Genomic DNA, 17,116 nt, shown 5'->3' with positions numbered 1-17,116 from the left:
GCAGGGCGGGATCACAACTGGCGAGAAAAATGCGGGGAGGGGGGCAGCAACTCGCGTATTGATGTTGGGACTTCTCAAGAGAAGCAAACCGGTTTGTACCTTTGTCGCTTAATCGCTAAAAAGCGCCATCTTTTTGTACATTGCGAGCCACGATTGGACTATCAAACTGTCATGGATGCTATCTACACCCACGGGTGGGCGATAGTGGACGATTTTCTCACCGCCGCCGAGGTAGATGCCCTCAAAGCCTGTTTGCCAAGCGAATGGCAACCGGCCGGGATCGGCCGTGACGCCCTGCATCAGGGCAATCCCGACATTCGCCGTGACCAGATCCACTGGCTGGAGCCCTCCCTCGGTGCGCCGGTGGCTGACTACCTCGCTCGGATGGAGTCCCTGCGTCTTGCCGCCAACCGGATGCTGATGCTGGGATTGTTCGACTACGAGGCCCACTTCGCCCGCTATTGCAGCGGGGATTTTTACGCCACCCATCGGGATGCCTTTGCCGGTCGCTCCAACCGCCGTCTTACCACCGTTTTTTACCTCAACAACGACTGGCTGCCCGAAGCGGGTGGAGTGCTGCGCATGTATGACAACAAGGAGCAGTTTCTGATGGATGTCAGCCCCAAGGGGGGCCGGCTGGTCATGTTTCTCTCCGAGGAGTTTCCCCACGAGGTGCTGCCTGCCAATCGCGAGCGCTACAGCATTGCCGGCTGGTTTCGGGTCAATGGCAACGGCATGGGAAGGGTCGATCCCCCGCGCTGAGGGGCAATGTGTCCCGATTTTGACACAGGGGAGACTTTTCACTGCAAGAAGTGGGGTCATGGGTCTCCCATCAGCTGACAAGGGTTGATCTCCCTTGCTACACTGGCGCGCACTTATGTTCGTATCTGGCTTCGTCCGGTTTTTATGGTGGTTGGCTTATCAAATGGTCATGACGAGGCCGCTTTTCCCAAGGGATCACATCTAATGAAGAACATGCATGTCTTGCTGCTGTGCGGCGGCGGTGGCTCCGAGCACGAGGTTTCTCTGCGCAGCGCCAATTTCCTCGAGCAACAACTGGGCCTTCTGCCCGGTGTCGAAGTGACCCGCGTCGAGATGTTCGCCGATCGCTGGCTCAGTGCCGATGGCCGCGAGTGCAAGCTGGGGCTCGACAAGCTGCTTTCGTTTGACAGCGTGGCCCGTCCGGTGGATTACGTGGTGCCCTGCATCCACGGCTACCCGGGTGAGACCGGCGATCTGCAATCCTTCCTCGAGCTGGCCGGATTGCCTTATCTCGGTTGCGATGCCGAGGCGAGCAAGATCTGCTTCAACAAGATCAGCACCAAGCTGTGGCTCTCCGCTATCGGTATTCCCAACACCCCGTACCTGTTCCTGACCGAGCAAAATGAGGCGGCGCTCGCCGAGGCGAAGGCCGCGCTGGCCAAGTGGGGCAAGGTCTTTATCAAGGCGGCCTCCCAGGGCTCTTCCGTTGGCTGCTACTCCGCCAGCAACGAAGCGGATCTGGTGAAAGGCATTGCCGATGCATTTGGTTACTCCGAACAGGTTCTGATCGAGAAAGCGGTCAAGCCGCGCGAGCTGGAAGTGGCGGTTTACCAGTATGGTGACGAGCTGGTGGCGACGTATCCGGGCGAGATCTGCGTGCCGCAGGACAAGTTCTACACCTATGAAGAGAAATACAGCAGCGCCAGCCATACCGAGACCGCATTGCGTGCCGAGGGGCTGACCCAGGCGCAGGCCGATGCGATCCACGAGTATGCCCTCAAGGCATTCCGTCAGCTGAAGCTGACCCACCTCTCGCGCATCGACTTCTTCCTGACCGACGAGGGCGAGATCCTGCTCAACGAAATCAACACCTTCCCGGGCATGACCTCTATCTCCATGTTCCCGAAACTGCTGGAGCATCACGGTCACCGCTTCGCCGACTACCTTGAGCAGATCCTGCGCAAGGCCAGTTAAGCGCGCTCTCCCGCTCGCGGGATGAAGCAGGACCCAATAAAAATCCCCGCCAATTGGCGGGGATTTTTTTATGCCTTTATCAAGCGGGGCAGGCCAGCTTGAAGGGATAAACAGGCGGGGAGGGGATGACTCTTCCCCGCCTGTTGCTAGCTGTGGGTGTTACCGGTGGTTAGCCGCGAGCCACCCGAAAGCGCACGCTGCGGGAGTGGCAGGGCGCCAGATCGCCAAACTCGCCAGCGGCCAGTTCAAGGGGCAGGGGTTGTTCATCCATCCGCACCGCTTGCCAGTCGCTCAAGGTGTGCTGGCTGGTCACCTTGCCTCCCTTCAGCACCGCCTGTTCGCTCGGGTTGTAGACCCTGATCACCAGCGCCTCTTCATCCTCGGCTTTTTTCAGGGCGCTCAGCACCGGACCGGACGGGTCCATGGTGAGCAGGCTGAAGTGCAGCGGGGTGGTGAAGCTCGCCTTGTTGAGCTTCATGGCATCGAACGGGATCTTGTTGTAGCAGCGCACCGGGGTGAGGTAGCTGCGCGCCGCCTGCATCACGTTGGCGCTGATGTGATCGCCGGCAAACGCCAGCAGGCTGAAACGGCAGCTGAGCTTGCCACGCACCTGGGAGTCCGGGGTCGGCAGCTTGATGCCGGAGGGGCGACCCGGGCGCAGCAGCAACTCCTCTTTACCGAGTACGCCGACCCCGCGCAGCAGGGTGAGTGCCAGGGTGTCGCACTGCTCACCGATCACTTCAAACTCGCGCAGACCGTCGCTCAGCACCGCCAGTCCCTGCTTGCCATCTTGCAGGGCGACGAAGTTCATCAGCTGCCAGACCGGAATGGGGGCCTCTTTCCACCCCTCCGCTTCCCAGTTCGCCATGGCGCTGTCGCGGGTGGGGCGGGTGATGCAGCCAAACTGGTTGTCAGAGACCACAGTGTCGCTCGGGAAGGGGGTGGGGATCAGCACCCGCACCCGATGATCATCGGCCTGATTGTCGAGCTCCAGCTCGATATCGATACGCGGGCTCTGATGCGCCAGGGTGATGCGGCAGATGACATCGAGGTGGCCGCTGCACTGGCGATCCGCACGCTCGGCGAGATTGGCCGGCAAGGCCATACGCAGTTTGAGAGTGGCGATGCTCTGCCACGCCTGATGGGTGACCTCGCGGGTCACCGCATACTCGGTGGAGTAGCGCAGCCACTCGTCCCGCGACGGCGAGTAGTCATATTCGTCGCCATCATCGGAGCCCTCCTCCAGCGTGAGCACCTGATCAAAGGTGGTGCCGCGCAGCTTGTCCAGGATCTGCAAGGTGCCGTTGTCATTGAGGGCGATGCGGTAAAAATCGTTCTCCAGCAGCTCGCCGCTGGCCGTCACCGGCTGCTCCAGTCCCGGCTGATTGCCCTCGATATGGAGAGTGCAGTAGCCCATGGCCGGCAGCGGATGGCAGAGTTGGATATCGTACTCCATAAAGGGGTCGTAGTTGCCGTAGTGAACGATCTGTCTGTCCACCAGTCCCGGGTCAATCTCGCGTCTGGCGCGGATGAAGTAGGGGATCGGCTGGCCTGCCTCGTCGCGCAGGGCAAAGGATTGAGCGCGAATGCGGATACTGGTGTTGACCACCTCCTGACGGGGGAAGGGCATCAGGTTGAACAGGCAGAGCTTGTCAGCCACCTGTACCCCGTCTTCACAGAGCGCCACCGGCATGTTGTCGACAATCTTGCGCATGTAGAAGCGGATCAGGTTCTCGGCCATGTCGTCGGCCAGAATGAAGCGGGTCATCACCTCCTGATGCACCTTGTCGCTGCAGCAGCAGCCGATGCTGTCATGGGCGTGGTTCTTCATGATCTCCTTCCACATCTTCTCCAGCAGCCCGTGGTGGTACTCAAAGCCAAGTGCCCAGGCGATGCTCGCCAGTGGCTCGAGGATGTTGACGATCTTGTTCTCGATGGCAGCGTGGGCCAGCTTGATGTCCATCCGGGTGGAGGAGATGGTGCGGTGTACCCGCATGTATTTGCCGTCGTTGAACTCCCCCTTGAGGGTGGCCAGCTGATCGCGGCACGCCTCGATGCGCTCGAATACCTGCTCGAAGCGGCTCATGTGGAATTCACGCTGGGGGTAGATCTCCCGCAGCTTGTCGATAATGGCGAAGATGTTCTGTTGCAGCGGCATCTGGTCGTGGCCGTTGGGCAGCAGGATATCCTTGGTCACCGAGGCCTTCTCCAGCACCTCGAAGTAGGATTCGAGCCGCTTGCGCAGGCCCGCCTCATCTTCCGGCAGGTACTTGCCGATGGCGTAGCCGAGCGGCAGTACCTGGGCGGTCACCTCGCTGCCGTCGTTGCTCTGCCAGAGGAACTCGGTTTTGTCGGTACCGTGGCGCTCGGAGCAGCCGCGCCAGAACATGGCCGATCGATCCCGAAGCCGTTGAAGATGTGGGGTAGCTGGGAGGACATGCCGAACGAGTCGGGCAGGTAACCGATCTTCATCGGCTCGCCAAGGCTAAGGCAGTCGCGCATCCCGTAGAGCAGGTTGCGCAGGATGGACTCGCCGCTTACCTGCATGGTGTCGGTCTGGGTGTACCAAGGGCCGATGATGAGCTTGCCTGCTTCCACCAGCGCCTTCACCCGGGCCTTGTTCTCGGGCTGGATGGCGAAGTAATCCTCCAGCACCGTGGTCTGGCCGTCCAGCACGTAGAACTTGTAATCGGGGTCGGATTCAAGACGCGCCAGGATCTCCGCCATGTTGTTGATCAGCAGGATGCGGGACTCTTCGGTGGTGAAGTACCACTCCCGATCCCAGTGCATGTGCGGCGTGATGTGAACTCGTGAAACTGTCATGACAATGATCCTTTGCTGACGCACGGCGGCCCTTGCCTGCCGTGCGGAAAAATAGTCTGTTGAAAAAGTGGTGGTGAAGATGAGCCTTACTCTGCGGCGACCACCTGATAGGTGCCGCGCTGCATGGCGTGACGACGCCAGCCGATCAGCACCACAGTGGAGATAAGGGTGCCCACCAGCGCCGCACCGAGCCAGACGGCGGCAGCCATCAGGGCGCCGTGTCCGCCATCGTGGAGCAGGAAGAGGGAGAAGATGCCGGCCCCCGGGGTGGAGAGACCAATTCCCATGGCACCCACCATGGCGCCGGTGACCACCGAGCCTGCGAGGAAGGAGCCGATCACCCGGATCGGATCTTCGATGGCCATCGGAATGGCACCCTCGGTGATCCCCGCCAGCCCCAGCAGCCAAGTGGACTTGCCGGTCTCGATCTCGAAGGTCTGGAACAGGCGTGGCGCCAGCAGGGTGGAGAAGGTGACGGTAAAGGCCGAGACCATCTTGACCGCGCCGAAGATGGCGTAAGGGCCATAGACCCCGTTGGCCATGGCGCCGAGGCAGAAAGCGTAGGCCGCCTTGTTGACCGGGCCACCCAAGTCAAACGAGCACATAAAGCCGAGCAGGGCGCCCAGTACCAGCGCATTGGTGCCGGAGAGGCCGTTGAGCCACTCGGTGAGGCTGTTGTTGAGCCAGGCTACCGGCTGGCCGATGACAAACAGCATCAGGCTGCCCGCCACCAGAGTGCCGATCACCGGATAGAGGTAAAAGGTGAGAAAGCCGTTGAAGTTGGGGCTAAGGCGCACATGCTGCTTGACCCAGCGCATCAGGTAACCGGCGATAAGACCACCGACCACGCCGCCGAGAAAACCGGAGCCAATCATGTTGGCGGCCAGTCCCGCCGCAAAGCCCGGGCCCAGCGCCGGTTTGTCTGCCAGCGAGTAGGCGGTATAGGCCGCCAGCACCGGCACCATCAGGGTGCCCAGCATGCTACCGCCCAACTTGCGGTACATCCAGAGCCAGGAGTTCTCGGTATCAAACAGATGTTGCAGGCCGAAGATCTGGGCCAGAAGCACAGAGACGGCGAGCACGGTACCGCCTGCCACGATCAGCGGTACGGCAAAGGAGATGCCGCTCAGCAGCGCCTGCTTGAGCTCGGTCTTGAGGCTCACCTTCTTGCCGGTCTGCGCGTCGCTCTGGCTGGGGTTGGGCGTCGGGGCGGTGCGACCGGCCTTGGCCGCGTCAAGCGCGTCATTGAGGATCCGCTCGGCATGGCGGATGGGCTCGGCCACCGGCGTCTCGATCCGGGGAATGCCGGCGAAACGCTCCTGCTCCTTGATGGCCACCTCGGCGGCGAAGATACAGGCCACCGCAGCATCGAGCGCCTCTTGCGGCAGGCGATCCTCGATGCCGTTGGCACCCTGCTTTTCGACCAGTACCCGAATGCCCAGCTTGCGCCCCGCCTTTTCCAGATACTCGGCGGCCATATAGGTGTGGGCGATCCCCGCCGGACAGGCGGTGACACAGACCACAGTGGGTTTATTTGTATCTAAGTTGTCTTTTTTTGCTGGTTGCTTGCCGCCATCCCCTTCACCATCGAGCAGCGCCATCAGCTGCTCGGCACTCTGGGCCGCCAGCACCGCCTCGCGGGTATCGTCATCCACCAGGGCAGTGGTGAGGGTGGTGAGTAGCTGCATATGGGTGGAGCCCGCCTGATCGGTCGGGATCGCCAGCATGAAGATCAGGTTGACCGGCTCGGGGCCGTCGATCCCCTCCCAGCCCAGCTCCTCGCTCAGGGTAGCGACGGCAAAGGCAGCTTCACGCACCGCATCACACTTGCCGTGGGGCACCGCCAGCCCTTCGCCAAGGGCGGTGGGGCCCTGCGCCTCGCGGGCCATGACCGCGGCCAGAAAGGCGGGCTTGTCGTGCAGCTTGCCGGCCTGATCGAGCCGATCAGCCAGGGCATGAATGGCCGCATCCCGATCGGCAAACCGGGTTTGCAACGTGATGAGATGGGGGCCGGTAAGACTGGTCAGATTCATGATGATCCTCTGTCAGGTTGGCTTGCCAGCAAGCCGTCATGGTGAAAGTGACAGCGATGCTAACAAACCGGCCGACTGATTTTTGTGAGTGGTATCATACAATTTGTTATTTGTATTGTTTTTGTATTATTTGTTCAAGGTGATTTGTTAGGTCAAATGAGGCCGAGCCGTTTTGTCTGCCGGGCAACTGGGGTAGAATGGCGCCTCTTCCATTTATCATGGCGCAGAGCCGACGAGGTGGCCTTTCGTGTCGAAAAAACCCATGTATCGCCAGATAGCCGACACCATCCAGCAGTGGATTGCGCAAGGGGAGCTGGCCCCCGGCGATGCCCTGCCCACCGAAGCCGAGCTGCGCGAGCAGTTCGGGGTGAGCCGGGTGACGGTGCGCCAGGCCCTCAAGCAGCTGACCGAACTCAACGTCATCGAGAGCATTCAGGGCAGCGGCAGCTATGTGCGGCAGGAGAAGGTGAACTACGACATCTATCAGCTCACCAGCCTCTACGAGAAGGTGACTGATCCGGCGGCCGAGACTCACAGCGACATTCTCGCCTTCGAGGTGATCAAGGCGAGCAGCGAGCTGGCTGAGCGGCTCAATCTGCTGGAAGGGGCGTTGGTCTATTACGTCAAGCGGGTGCGCTTTATTCGCCAGATCGCGGTAACGCTGGAGGAGACCTGGATGCCGCTCGCCCTTTTCCCCGACCTCAGCTATGCGGTGATGCAGGGCTCCAAGTACCACTACATCGAAGAGGTGAAGCAACTGGTGATTGACCGCAGCGAGCAGGAGATCATTCCGGTGCTCCCCTCGGCGCAGGTGGTGGAGGCGCTTGGTATCGATCCTGCCAAGCCCATTATCGAGAAGGTCTCCCGTGGCTTCTTGCAAGATGGCACCGTGTTCGAGTTCAGTCGCAACTTCTTCAAGAGCGATGATTACAAGTTCACCCTGGTGGCGCGCCGCGCCAAGGGGTGAGCAGGCGCCAGCACCCGAGATAAAAAAGGCCACCACCGTGTTTGCGGTGGTGGCCTTTGTTTTTGGCTGATTGCCGGGCTGAATAGCAGATTGTCGGGTGGTTTGATGCAGCCGATCTACTGCTCGGCGTCTTTGATAACTTCCTCGACCCGTACCTGCAGGCTCCCTTGCGCCAGAGTGGTGATGAGCTGATCGCCACGGTTGACCTGATCGGCGCGGCTAATGACCTCACCACGCGCAGTGCGGGTGATGGAGTAGCCGCGACCCAGAGTGGCGAGCGGGCTCACCCCGTCGAGGCGGGCGGTGAGCATGGCGAGGCGGTGACTAGCAAGGTCTTGCCGCTTGGCAATCAGGGCATAGAGTCGCTCCTCGGCCAGCTGATGGCGGCGCTTGCCAGCTGCCAAGAGGCGCTCCGGGCTCTTGCCCTGCAGTCGCAGCTCAAGGTTGGTGAGGCGCCGCTCACCCTGATGCAGCCGCTGGCGCAATAGCTGTTGCAAACGGGTGGAAAGCTCGTCGAGGCGCTGGGACTGCTGCTCCAGCCGCCGCTTCGGATCCTGATGGTCGAGCCGCTTTTGCAGCAGGATGAAATCGTGGCGGGCGGCGGTCTGCTGGCGACTCATCGCCTGCAGCAGTCGCTGCTTGAGGTGGGCGAGGCGCTGGATGCGGGCCTGATTGTCCGGCGCCACCAGCTCGGCGGCGGCCGACGGGGTAGGGGCGCGCAAGTCGGCGGCAAAGTCGCTGATGGTGACATCCACCTCGTGGCCCACCGCGCTCACCACAGGTATGGCGGAGTGGGCAATGGCGCGCGCCACCGCCTCTTCGTTGAAGCACCAGAGATCTTCAAGCGACCCGCCACCCCGCCCGACGATCAGCACATCCACCTCGGCGCGCTGGTTCGCTTTGGCGATCGCCGCGACGATCTGGCTGATGGCGGCGCTCCCCTGTACCTGAGTCGGGTAGATAAAGACCGGCAGATCCGGCGCGCGCCGTTTAAGCACCGTCAGCATATCGTGCAGGGCGGCGCCGGTGGCTGAGGTGATAAGGCCCACCGCCCGCGGCTCACGGGGCAGCGGCCGCTTGCGGCTTTCGTCAAACAGCCCCTCGGCGCCGAGACGGCGCTTGAGCTCCTCAAAGCGCAGCGCCAACACGCCGTCGCCTGCCGGCTGCATCGACTCGATGATCAGCTGGTAGTCGCCGCGCGGCTCATAGAGAGAGACTCGCGCCTGCACCAGTACCTGCATGCCATCCTGCGGGCGAAACGCCACCCGCCGGTTGTTGCCCTTGAACATGGCACAGCGCACCTGTGCCCCCAGATCTTTGAGCGAAAAGTACCAGTGGCCGGAGCTTGGCATCGCCAGATTGGAGAGCTCGCCGGTCAGCCACACCAGCCCCAGATCCTGCTCCAGGATTATGCGCACGGCGCTGTTGAGGCGGGTGACGGTAAAGACCTGCTGCTCGCGGCCGCTCGCCGCACTGGATGGGGTAAATCGGTTCAAAGGCGTACCTGTGGTCTGCTCCGGCGGGGCCGGGATAAAACGATGGCCGCTATCTTAACCCGAAACAGGGGGAGGGCGTTAAGCAGGCGGCGCCAGCAGCAGAAAAGCAAGATTGGAAACGCTGCCGTTTATCCGGGCAGGCAGTATGGCTCCCGACAAAGCCCTCGCGCTTGCCCGCATCTGGCCAAGTTACGGCTTGTCTCGATGCCGTTGATATATCTTGTCCGCTGATATTCACGGCGCCACCAGCTTGACCAGCGTTCACTCGCCCCCTGTTTGGAGTAGCTTATGAATCCCTCAACCCACTTAAGTTTGACGACCCGTTTGCTGCACTGGTCGGTTGCCTTGCTGATGATTGGCCTGACCCTTGTAGGTTATCTGATGGTTAAATTTGAAATATGGGATCTCTATGCCCTGCATAAATCTCTGGGGGTGATTGCACTGATCTTGATCCTGCCCCGCGCCATTCTCCGCATTGTTAGAGGGTGGCCTGAGCCTGTGCGTCAATATCCTGTTTACGAGGCATTGGCAGCCAGGGCGATCCACTGGGGTTTGCTGATTTCAACGCTGCTTATTCCGGTGTCTGGTCTATTATTCCGATGAATCCAGATATCCATGATCCTGCCAATGTGATTCCATTTAGTGAATCCGTTCGGGATATTGCTCACACAGTCCATATATATTTGCCATATATCATGCTGGCATTTTTGCTGGTGCACATTGTCGGGGCGTTGAAACATCATCTGCTGGATAAAGATAATACCTTGCTGCGAATGGTGGGGCGAAAATAATAAAGAGAGGCAACCCTTGTTGTGCCAGAAAATATATATTGGCAGCGGGCTAAATTTATTATCCAGACCGAGCAAAGGAGATTGAGAAGAGAATGATACCGGTGCGAGTGGTCGCCGCGAGGGCAAGAGACAATACAAGGACACAAAACAAGGGGAGGGTGGTCAGAGGCCGCTTGCCCCCTGAGCCCCTGTCGATCATCCCGTTGCATGGGGGTTGCGCTGCGTCGGCACCTACCGGTTTTGCATAAATCACCGGTTAGCCAACTCTTTTGCCCCGAAATGGCGCTTTTCGTACTGATAATCTTGGTTTTTTGGCGTTTTGGCCGCCTAAAAGAGGGCTATGCCATAAAAAATTCAAAAAACTTCTTTACCAGTGACCAATGCGTGAGTAAACTTCGTCGGCAATATTTTACACCCCCACTTCCTCAACGGTGAGATATTGCCATGCTCAGGATTGCCAAAGAAGCGTTAACCTTCGACGATGTACTGTTGGTTCCCGCCCACTCCGAAGTTCTTCCCAATACTGCCGATCTGCGTACCAAGCTGACCTCCGCCATCAGCTTGAACATCCCGATGATCTCCGCTGCCATGGACACAGTGACCGAAGCCCGTCTGGCTATCGCACTGGCCCAGGAAGGCGGTATCGGCTTTATCCACAAGAACATGTCCATCGAGCAGCAGGCTGCCGAAGTGCGCAAGGTCAAGAAGTACGAGAGCGGCGTGGTCACTGACCCCGTCACCGTGCGCCCTGACATGACCATCGCCCAAATCAAGGAGCTGAGCCACAAGAATGGCTTCGCCGGTTACCCCGTGGTGACTGACGGCAATCAGCTGGTCGGTATCATCACCGGCCGTGACGTGCGCTTCGTGATTGACCTCTCCCAGACCGTTGAACAGATCATGACCCAGAAAGATCGTCTGGTCACCGTGCGTGAAGGGGCCCCTCGTGAAGAGGTGGTTGCCCTGATGCAAAAGCACCGTATCGAAAAAGTGTTGGTGGTGAACGGCGACTTCAAACTCAAGGGCATGATCACCGTTAAAGATTTCCAGAAAGCCGAGCGCAAGCCCCACGCCTGTAAAGATGACAAGGGTCGTCTGCGGGTCGGTGCTGCGGTTGGTGCCGGTGCCGGCAACGAAGAGCGCGTCGCTGCGCTGGTTGAAGCCGGTGTTGACGTGCTGCTGATCGACTCCTCCCACGGCCACTCCCAGGGCGTGCTGGATCGCATCAAGGCCACTCGCGACGCCTATCCGGATCTGCAGATCATCGGTGGCAACGTGGCGACCGCTGCGGGCGCCAAGGCGCTGGCTGCTGCCGGTGTCAACGCCGTCAAGGTCGGTATCGGCCCGGGCTCCATCTGTACTACCCGTATCGTGACCGGCGTGGGCGTGCCCCAGATCACTGCCATCTCCGACGCCGTTGACGCGCTGGAAGGCACCGGTATTCCGGTGATTGCCGACGGCGGTATCCGCTTCTCCGGCGACATCGCCAAGGCCATTGCCGCGGGCGCCAGCTGCGTCATGGTAGGTTCCATGTTCGCCGGTACTGAAGAAGCGCCGGGCGAGATCGAGCTCTATCAGGGTCGCTCCTTCAAATCCTACCGTGGTATGGGTTCTCTGGGCGCTATGTCCAAAGGCTCCAGCGACCGCTACTTCCAGACCGACAATGCCGCCGACAAGCTGGTGCCGGAAGGCATCGAAGGTCGCGTGCCGTACAAGGGGCGCCTCAAAGAGATCATCCACCAGCAGATGGGCGGCCTGCGCTCCTCCATGGGCCTGACCGGCAGCGCCACCATCGACGACATGCGCACCAAGGCAGAGTTCGTGCGCATCTCCGGCGCCGGGATGAAAGAGTCCCACGTCCACGATGTGACCATTACCAAAGAAGCCCCCAACTATCGGATGGGCTGATAAAACGGGGCCCTGCGCCCCGTTTTTCCACCCTTTTTTTATCCCGTGCCCTTTGTGACAACATCAGCCTGATGCAGGAATAAAATGACTAAAGACATTCACCAGCACCGTATCCTTATCCTCGACTTCGGTTCCCAGTACACCCAACTGATCGCCCGCCGCGTGCGCGAAATCGGCGTTTACTGCGAACTGTGGGCCTGGGACGTAACCGAAGAGCAGATCCGCGAATTCAATCCGAGCGGCATCATCCTCTCCGGCGGCCCCGAGTCTGTCACCGAAGCGGGCAGCCCGCGTGCCCCCGAGTATGTGTTCAACGCCGGTGTCCCTGTGTTCGGCATCTGCTACGGCATGCAGACCATGGCCGAGCAGCTGGGTGGCAAGGTGCAATCCTCTACTGAGCGTGAATTCGGTTACGCCAAGGTGGAAGTGCTGGGCGAAGCTGGCAAGAGCAGCGCGCTGCTGCGCAACATCGAAGATGCCATCGCCGACAACGGCAATGCCCTGCTGGATGTCTGGATGAGCCACGGTGACAAGGTCACCACCATTCCGGCCGACTTCACCACCATCGCCCAGACCCCGACCTGCCCGCACGCGGCCATGGCCAACGAAGCCAAGCGCTTCTACGGCGTGCAGTTCCACCCGGAAGTGACCCACACCCGTCAGGGTGCCCGCATGCTGGAGCACTTCGTCAAAGACATCTGTGGCTGCGAATGCCTCTGGACCCCGGCCACCATCATCGACGACGCCGTTGCCCGCATCCGCGAGCAGGTGGGTGACGATGAAGTGATCCTCGGTCTCTCCGGCGGTGTCGACTCCTCCGTGGTCGCCATGCTGGTGCACCGCGCCATCGGCGATCGCCTGACCTGCGTCTTCGTGGACAACGGTCTGCTGCGTCTGAATGAAGGCGAGCAGGTGATGGAGATGTTTGGTGATCACTTTGGTCTGAACATCATCAAGGTTGAAGCGGAAGAGCGCTTTCTCTCGGCCCTGGCCGGTGTTGACGAGCCGGAAGCCAAGCGCAAGATCATCGGCCGCGTCTTCGTCGAAGTGTTTGATGATGAAGCGAAAAAGCTGAAAAACGCCAAGTGGTTGGCGCAAGGCACCATCTATCCGGACGTTATCGAATCCGCTGCCAGCAAGACCGGCAAGGCCCACGTCATCAAGTCTCACCACAACGTCGGCGGCCTGCCGGAAGAGATGAAGATGGGTCTGGTCGAGCCGCTGCGCGAGCTGTTCAAAGACGAAGTGCGCCGCGTTGGCCTCGAGCTGGGTCTGCCCTACGACATGCTCTACCGTCACCCGTTCCCGGGTCCAGGTCTGGGCGTGCGTGTTCTTGGCGAAGTGAAGAAAGAGTACTGCGATATTCTGCGCCGTGCCGATGCAGTCTTTATCGAAGAGCTGCGCAAAGCCGACCTCTACAACCAGGTCAGCCAGGCGTTCGCCGTCTTCCTGCCGGTGCGCTCCGTTGGCGTGATGGGTGATGGTCGCAAATATGACTGGGTGATTGCCCTGCGCGCTGTTGAAACCATCGACTTTATGACCGCCCACTGGGCTCACCTGCCGTACGACTTCCTCGGTCACGTATCGAACCGCATCATCAACGAGATCAACGGTATCTCACGCGTGGTGTACGACGTCTCTGGCAAGCCGCCCGCAACCATCGAATGGGAATAAGCGACTCGCGCCCTTCTACCCTTCGAGCATAAAAATGCAAAAAGACGCCCTTGAGGCGTCTTTTCTTTTCTCAATCGTTTGCGCTACATATCTTCTTTTTTAGAGCAGCTTTTTCGCCACCTTGCCCCTGTCATATGTGACAGGGGCATTTTTGCCATCCCGCACTAGGCTCTCTCATGCCAATTGAGCCCGCTGTCAACAGCGGCTTGTGGCAAGGGGGAGGGCTGAGCCAGTTGCAGATAGCTGCGCAAACGGGCCCATCGTTATCGCGCCAACCGGCAGTGATTACACCCCGGTGGAGACCGGAAACCACTTGAATCAACGGGGCGCAGCCCGAACGGCCAAACGAGTCGGGATCATAGAGCACGGAGAGTTTGATATGTCAGAACAAGCAGTGTTGGTGGGTGGATGGACCGCATATCACAAGCTGACCGCCGAGGATCAGGCGGTATTTGATCAGGCGCTGAAAGGATTTGTCGGGGTGCAGTACGTACCCTTTGAAGTCTCCACCCAGGTGGTGGCTGGCACCAACTACCGCTTCAAGTGCAAGAGCACTGTGCCGCTTGCCAAACCGATCCATGGCGAAGCCGTGGTACAGATCTTCAAATCACTGGACGGGGATGCCCATATCACCTCCATTACCCCGATTTGATTGGGGGCGGGGCTTGGCGGGGAGGGGGAGATCTCCTAACCGGTTTGCTCCAAATCCTGAAAATATGAAAGACGCCTTAGGGCGTCTTTTCTTTATCTATGATCTGGCACCGCAGATATATGTCCAGTATTGGTACGTCTTATTTAATTTGTTGATCTTGCTCAGGAAACTGCCATATCACACTTTTTATTATCTTCCTTACTAGCTAGCATACTGGCTCGGTAACAGCCTTTTTCGTCAAGCTAGAGTAGCCGCAGAGTTATATGGCAAGCTCAGTGAACTGACCTGTACCGCTTCCCATCTAATCGCCATTAGAGGTCACATGCAGCTTACAGTGCATGAAAACTGGATTGAAGGTGATGGTGTTCGCTTTAAAGGCGAATATCCAGTCCTCAGCGCATCACTGATTCACGAACACGTTTTGGTCATATATGACTGGATGGCCTTTGAGAGAAATAGCCCAGCTAGAAACCTATTTTGCTATGCTCGTGCGGGGAGTTTTATTTGGCGGGCATCAGATATTGGTCAAGGTGCGGTTGATGCTTACACCTACATTACAAGTGAATCTCCATTATGGGTAGGGAATTTTGCGGGATTCAACTGCAGAGTTGATGAGGCATCAGGTAATGTATTAGAGACATATTTCAATAAATGACCCTTAATATATTATTCACTTCGTTCACGGCTTTGCGAACTTTTAACAAAAAATTGGAGGGACTATGAGAAAGCCAAGAGTATTTATCGGTTCATCTGTTGAAAGCCTACCTATAGCAGATGCAATTGCTGAAAACTTAGAGTTTGATGCAGAAGTTACAATATGGCGGAATGGTACATTTAACATTTCGAGTAACGCTCTTGATGACTTGATTTCAAAAGCTAAGTCTGTAGATTTCTCTATTTTTATTTTTTCTCCTGATGACCTGACAGTTATTAGATCTAGAGAAAAGTATGTTGTAAGAGATAACGTAGTTTTTGAACTTGGTTTGTTTATTGGTGCAATTGGAAAGAACCGGTGTTTTATTGTAAAACCACGTGGCGTTGACTTGCATTTCCCAAGTGATCTTCTAGGTATTACTCCAACAGATTTTGATGCAAACAGAAGTGATGAAGACTTAGCAAATGCCCCGTAAACCCTCGCCCAATCGGGCGGGGATATAAGGGGAGCTAATCTGGTGTTTTCTGCGATGCCACATACGCCTTCAGCGTTTCGATAGTGGCCCCTCCTGCGCTACAGGCAAAGTAAGAGCGTGACCACAGCATCCCACTATTGCTCTGTTTCCGTAGATGCGTATTCAAAATCCGCACATGGCGGCTGCTGATTGACTTCAAATTGTTGACCAGCACGCTGATGGACAGCTTGGGCGGATAAGCAACGAGAAGATGAACGTGATCGGCTTCTCCATCCATCTCCAAAATCTCCACCTCCAACTTCTCGGCTGCGGACAAAAACGCGTGGCGCATCTGTTCGATCATGGTGCCGTCGAGCAGTTTGCGGCGGTACTTTGTGGTGAAGATTAAATGCACAACCAGCTTGCTGACGGAATGACGTTTGCGCAGATAGCCAGTGAAATCAATGTTGTGCTCACTCATTTGAAATGTCTCGAATTAAAGCATATAGTGCCTGAACTTTATCAGTGAGCAGTGACCGTGAAAAGAGCTACTAAAGTACGCCTTTACCCAACAAACGAACAGGCTGCATTTTTAAATGCCCAGTTCGGAGCTGTGCGGTTTGCGTACAACAAGGCTCTTCGTATTCAACGGCACATGTTCAAGCGCCGTGGTGTATCCCTGAAGCCCAAGCGTGACTTGAAACCGCTACTAGCGGTGGCAAAAAAATCGCGCAAATATGCCTGGCTCAAAGAGTACGATTCCCTCGCCTTGCAACAGGCAGTGATCAATCTGGACAAAGCATTTGCCAACTTTTTCAACCCTAAGCTCAAGGCTCGGATGCCGACTTTCAAGAGCAAACGGGGCAGGCAATCGAGCTACCACCCCAACGGGAAGGTACTGGCCGATGCTATCCAGCTACCGAAGATGACGCCGATCAAAGCAGTGCTCCACAGGGACATCAAAGGAACAATCTCTAGCATCACGATCAGCCGTGGCCCGACAGGGAAATACTACGCGTCAATTCTCAGTGATGATGGCTGCGAAGCGCCCGCCAAGCCGACACTCATCACAGATGTGACAGGCTGCGACATGGGGCTGTCTCACTATCTCATCGCGTCCAACGGCAAGAAGATCGACAACCCGCGTCACCTTATCAATGCCAGCCGCAATCTGCGGCGCAAGCAAAAATCGTTATCTCGCAAAAAAAGAGGCAGCGCCAACCGAGCGAAGGCACGGATACAGCTGGCCGCCCTGCACGAACGTGTAGCCAACGCCCGCGCCGATTTTCAGCACAAACTCTCCCGAACGATGGTTGACGAAAACCAAGCGGTCATCGTAGAGACATTGAAATCAGCGAACATGATGAAGAATCACAACCTAGCCAGAGCCATAGGAGATGCGGGCTGGCATGGATTTATCATGAAGCTGGAGTACAAAGCAGAGGCGCAGGGGAGACACGTGGTCAAGCTAGACCAATGGTTTGCCAGCTCGAAACTGTGCAGCTGCTGCGGGCACAAGATGCCTGAAATGCCATTGCATCAGCGCAGTTGGGCTTGCCCAGCATGTAATGCGGAGCATGACCGGGATATCAACGCGGCCATGAACATCCGACAGCAAGGCATATTGGAATTAAAAGCGGCGGGACACGTCGTTTCTACCCATGGAGGCCAGCGTAAATCTGCCAATTCGGCAGTAGCGGCCTAAGA

General features: G+C 58.0%; 16 protein-coding genes. 11 read left to right on the top strand and 5 right to left on the bottom strand.

Features of this window, described 5'->3' with window-relative positions:
- The first annotated feature begins 153 nt into the window (after window positions 1-153).
- Window positions 154-762 carry a 2OG-Fe(II) oxygenase gene (locus tag ACTG1K_RS14690; RefSeq protein WP_440005873.1) on the top strand — a complete coding sequence of 203 codons (609 nt, stop codon included), beginning with the start codon at window positions 154-156 and terminating at the stop codon, window positions 760-762.
- 204 nt (window positions 763-966) lie between these two features.
- Window positions 967-1,956, top strand: coding sequence for a D-alanine--D-alanine ligase (locus ACTG1K_RS14685; protein WP_064338123.1), 990 nt, complete (start codon window positions 967-969; stop codon window positions 1,954-1,956).
- 169 nt (window positions 1,957-2,125) lie between these two features.
- On the opposite strand, the gene ACTG1K_RS14680 is transcribed toward ACTG1K_RS14685, so the two are convergent.
- From ACTG1K_RS14680 to mngA, 3 genes are all read right to left on the bottom strand, one after another.
- Window positions 2,126-4,345, bottom strand: coding sequence for a glycoside hydrolase family 38 C-terminal domain-containing protein (locus ACTG1K_RS14680; RefSeq protein WP_440005871.1), 2,220 nt, complete (start codon window positions 4,343-4,345; stop codon window positions 2,126-2,128).
- Window positions 4,264-4,779, bottom strand: a complete 516-nt coding sequence (locus ACTG1K_RS14675) for a hypothetical protein (RefSeq protein WP_440005869.1) — start codon at window positions 4,777-4,779, stop codon at window positions 4,264-4,266. Before ACTG1K_RS14675 ends, ACTG1K_RS14680 begins: the two co-directional genes overlap by 82 nt.
- Before the next feature lie 86 nt (window positions 4,780-4,865).
- Window positions 4,866-6,812: a PTS 2-O-a-mannosyl-D-glycerate transporter subunit IIABC gene (gene mngA / locus ACTG1K_RS14670; RefSeq protein ID WP_440005867.1), complete on the bottom strand. Its 1,947-nt coding sequence runs from the start codon at window positions 6,810-6,812 to the stop codon at window positions 4,866-4,868.
- Between the two features lie 247 nt (window positions 6,813-7,059).
- Here mngA and ACTG1K_RS14665 point away from each other — a divergent pair, with 247 nt between their 5' ends.
- On the top strand, window positions 7,060-7,779 hold the full coding sequence (locus ACTG1K_RS14665) for a GntR family transcriptional regulator (protein WP_005337027.1): 720 nt from the start codon (window positions 7,060-7,062) through the stop codon (window positions 7,777-7,779).
- Between the two features lie 116 nt (window positions 7,780-7,895).
- Here ACTG1K_RS14665 and xseA read toward each other — a convergent pair whose 3' ends face one another.
- On the bottom strand, window positions 7,896-9,275 hold the full coding sequence (gene xseA / locus ACTG1K_RS14660) for an exodeoxyribonuclease VII large subunit (RefSeq protein WP_440005865.1): 1,380 nt from the start codon (window positions 9,273-9,275) through the stop codon (window positions 7,896-7,898).
- 288 nt (window positions 9,276-9,563) lie between these two features.
- On the opposite strand from xseA, the gene ACTG1K_RS14655 reads away from it, so the two are divergent.
- From ACTG1K_RS14655 to ACTG1K_RS14625, 7 genes are all read left to right on the top strand, one after another.
- On the top strand, window positions 9,564-9,878 hold the full coding sequence (locus tag ACTG1K_RS14655; protein WP_440005863.1) for a cytochrome b: 315 nt from the start codon (window positions 9,564-9,566) through the stop codon (window positions 9,876-9,878).
- Window positions 9,875-10,066, top strand: coding sequence for a cytochrome b (locus ACTG1K_RS14650; protein WP_440005861.1), 192 nt, complete (start codon window positions 9,875-9,877; stop codon window positions 10,064-10,066). The genes ACTG1K_RS14655 and ACTG1K_RS14650 overlap by 4 nt, the downstream gene beginning before the upstream one ends.
- Window positions 10,067-10,510: 444 nt before the next feature.
- Entirely contained in the window at window positions 10,511-11,974 is a 1,464-nt protein-coding gene (gene guaB / locus ACTG1K_RS14645) for an IMP dehydrogenase (RefSeq protein WP_005345006.1), read from the top strand.
- 84 nt (window positions 11,975-12,058) lie between these two features.
- Window positions 12,059-13,648: a glutamine-hydrolyzing GMP synthase gene (guaA, locus tag ACTG1K_RS14640; protein WP_040066364.1), complete on the top strand. Its 1,590-nt coding sequence runs from the start codon at window positions 12,059-12,061 to the stop codon at window positions 13,646-13,648.
- Between the two features lie 379 nt (window positions 13,649-14,027).
- On the top strand, window positions 14,028-14,300 hold the full coding sequence (locus ACTG1K_RS14635; RefSeq protein ID WP_005337011.1) for a hypothetical protein: 273 nt from the start codon (window positions 14,028-14,030) through the stop codon (window positions 14,298-14,300).
- Window positions 14,301-14,622: 322 nt separating this feature from the next.
- On the top strand, window positions 14,623-14,955 hold the full coding sequence (locus ACTG1K_RS14630) for a hypothetical protein (protein WP_139348866.1): 333 nt from the start codon (window positions 14,623-14,625) through the stop codon (window positions 14,953-14,955).
- Window positions 14,956-15,019: 64 nt separating this feature from the next.
- Window positions 15,020-15,430: a TIR domain-containing protein gene (locus tag ACTG1K_RS14625; protein ID WP_440005859.1), complete on the top strand. Its 411-nt coding sequence runs from the start codon at window positions 15,020-15,022 to the stop codon at window positions 15,428-15,430.
- 34 nt (window positions 15,431-15,464) lie between these two features.
- Here the strand turns inward: ACTG1K_RS14625 and tnpA are convergent, their stop codons facing one another.
- Window positions 15,465-15,890: an IS200/IS605 family transposase gene (gene tnpA / locus ACTG1K_RS14620; RefSeq protein WP_440005151.1), complete on the bottom strand. Its 426-nt coding sequence runs from the start codon at window positions 15,888-15,890 to the stop codon at window positions 15,465-15,467.
- A gap of 51 nt (window positions 15,891-15,941) precedes the next feature.
- Between tnpA and ACTG1K_RS14615 the strand changes: the two genes are divergently transcribed.
- Window positions 15,942-17,114, top strand: a complete 1,173-nt coding sequence (locus ACTG1K_RS14615; RefSeq protein WP_440005582.1) for an RNA-guided endonuclease TnpB family protein — start codon at window positions 15,942-15,944, stop codon at window positions 17,112-17,114.
- Window positions 17,115-17,116: the final 2 nt, after the last annotated feature.

Origin of the sequence: Aeromonas sp. 102P, assembly GCF_051920345.1 — a bacterium.
GTDB classification, from domain to species: Bacteria; Pseudomonadota; Gammaproteobacteria; order Enterobacterales; family Aeromonadaceae; genus Aeromonas; species Aeromonas veronii.
The sequence above is the reverse complement of the archived record's forward strand: the minus strand, read 5'-3'. Positions and strand labels throughout refer to the sequence as shown.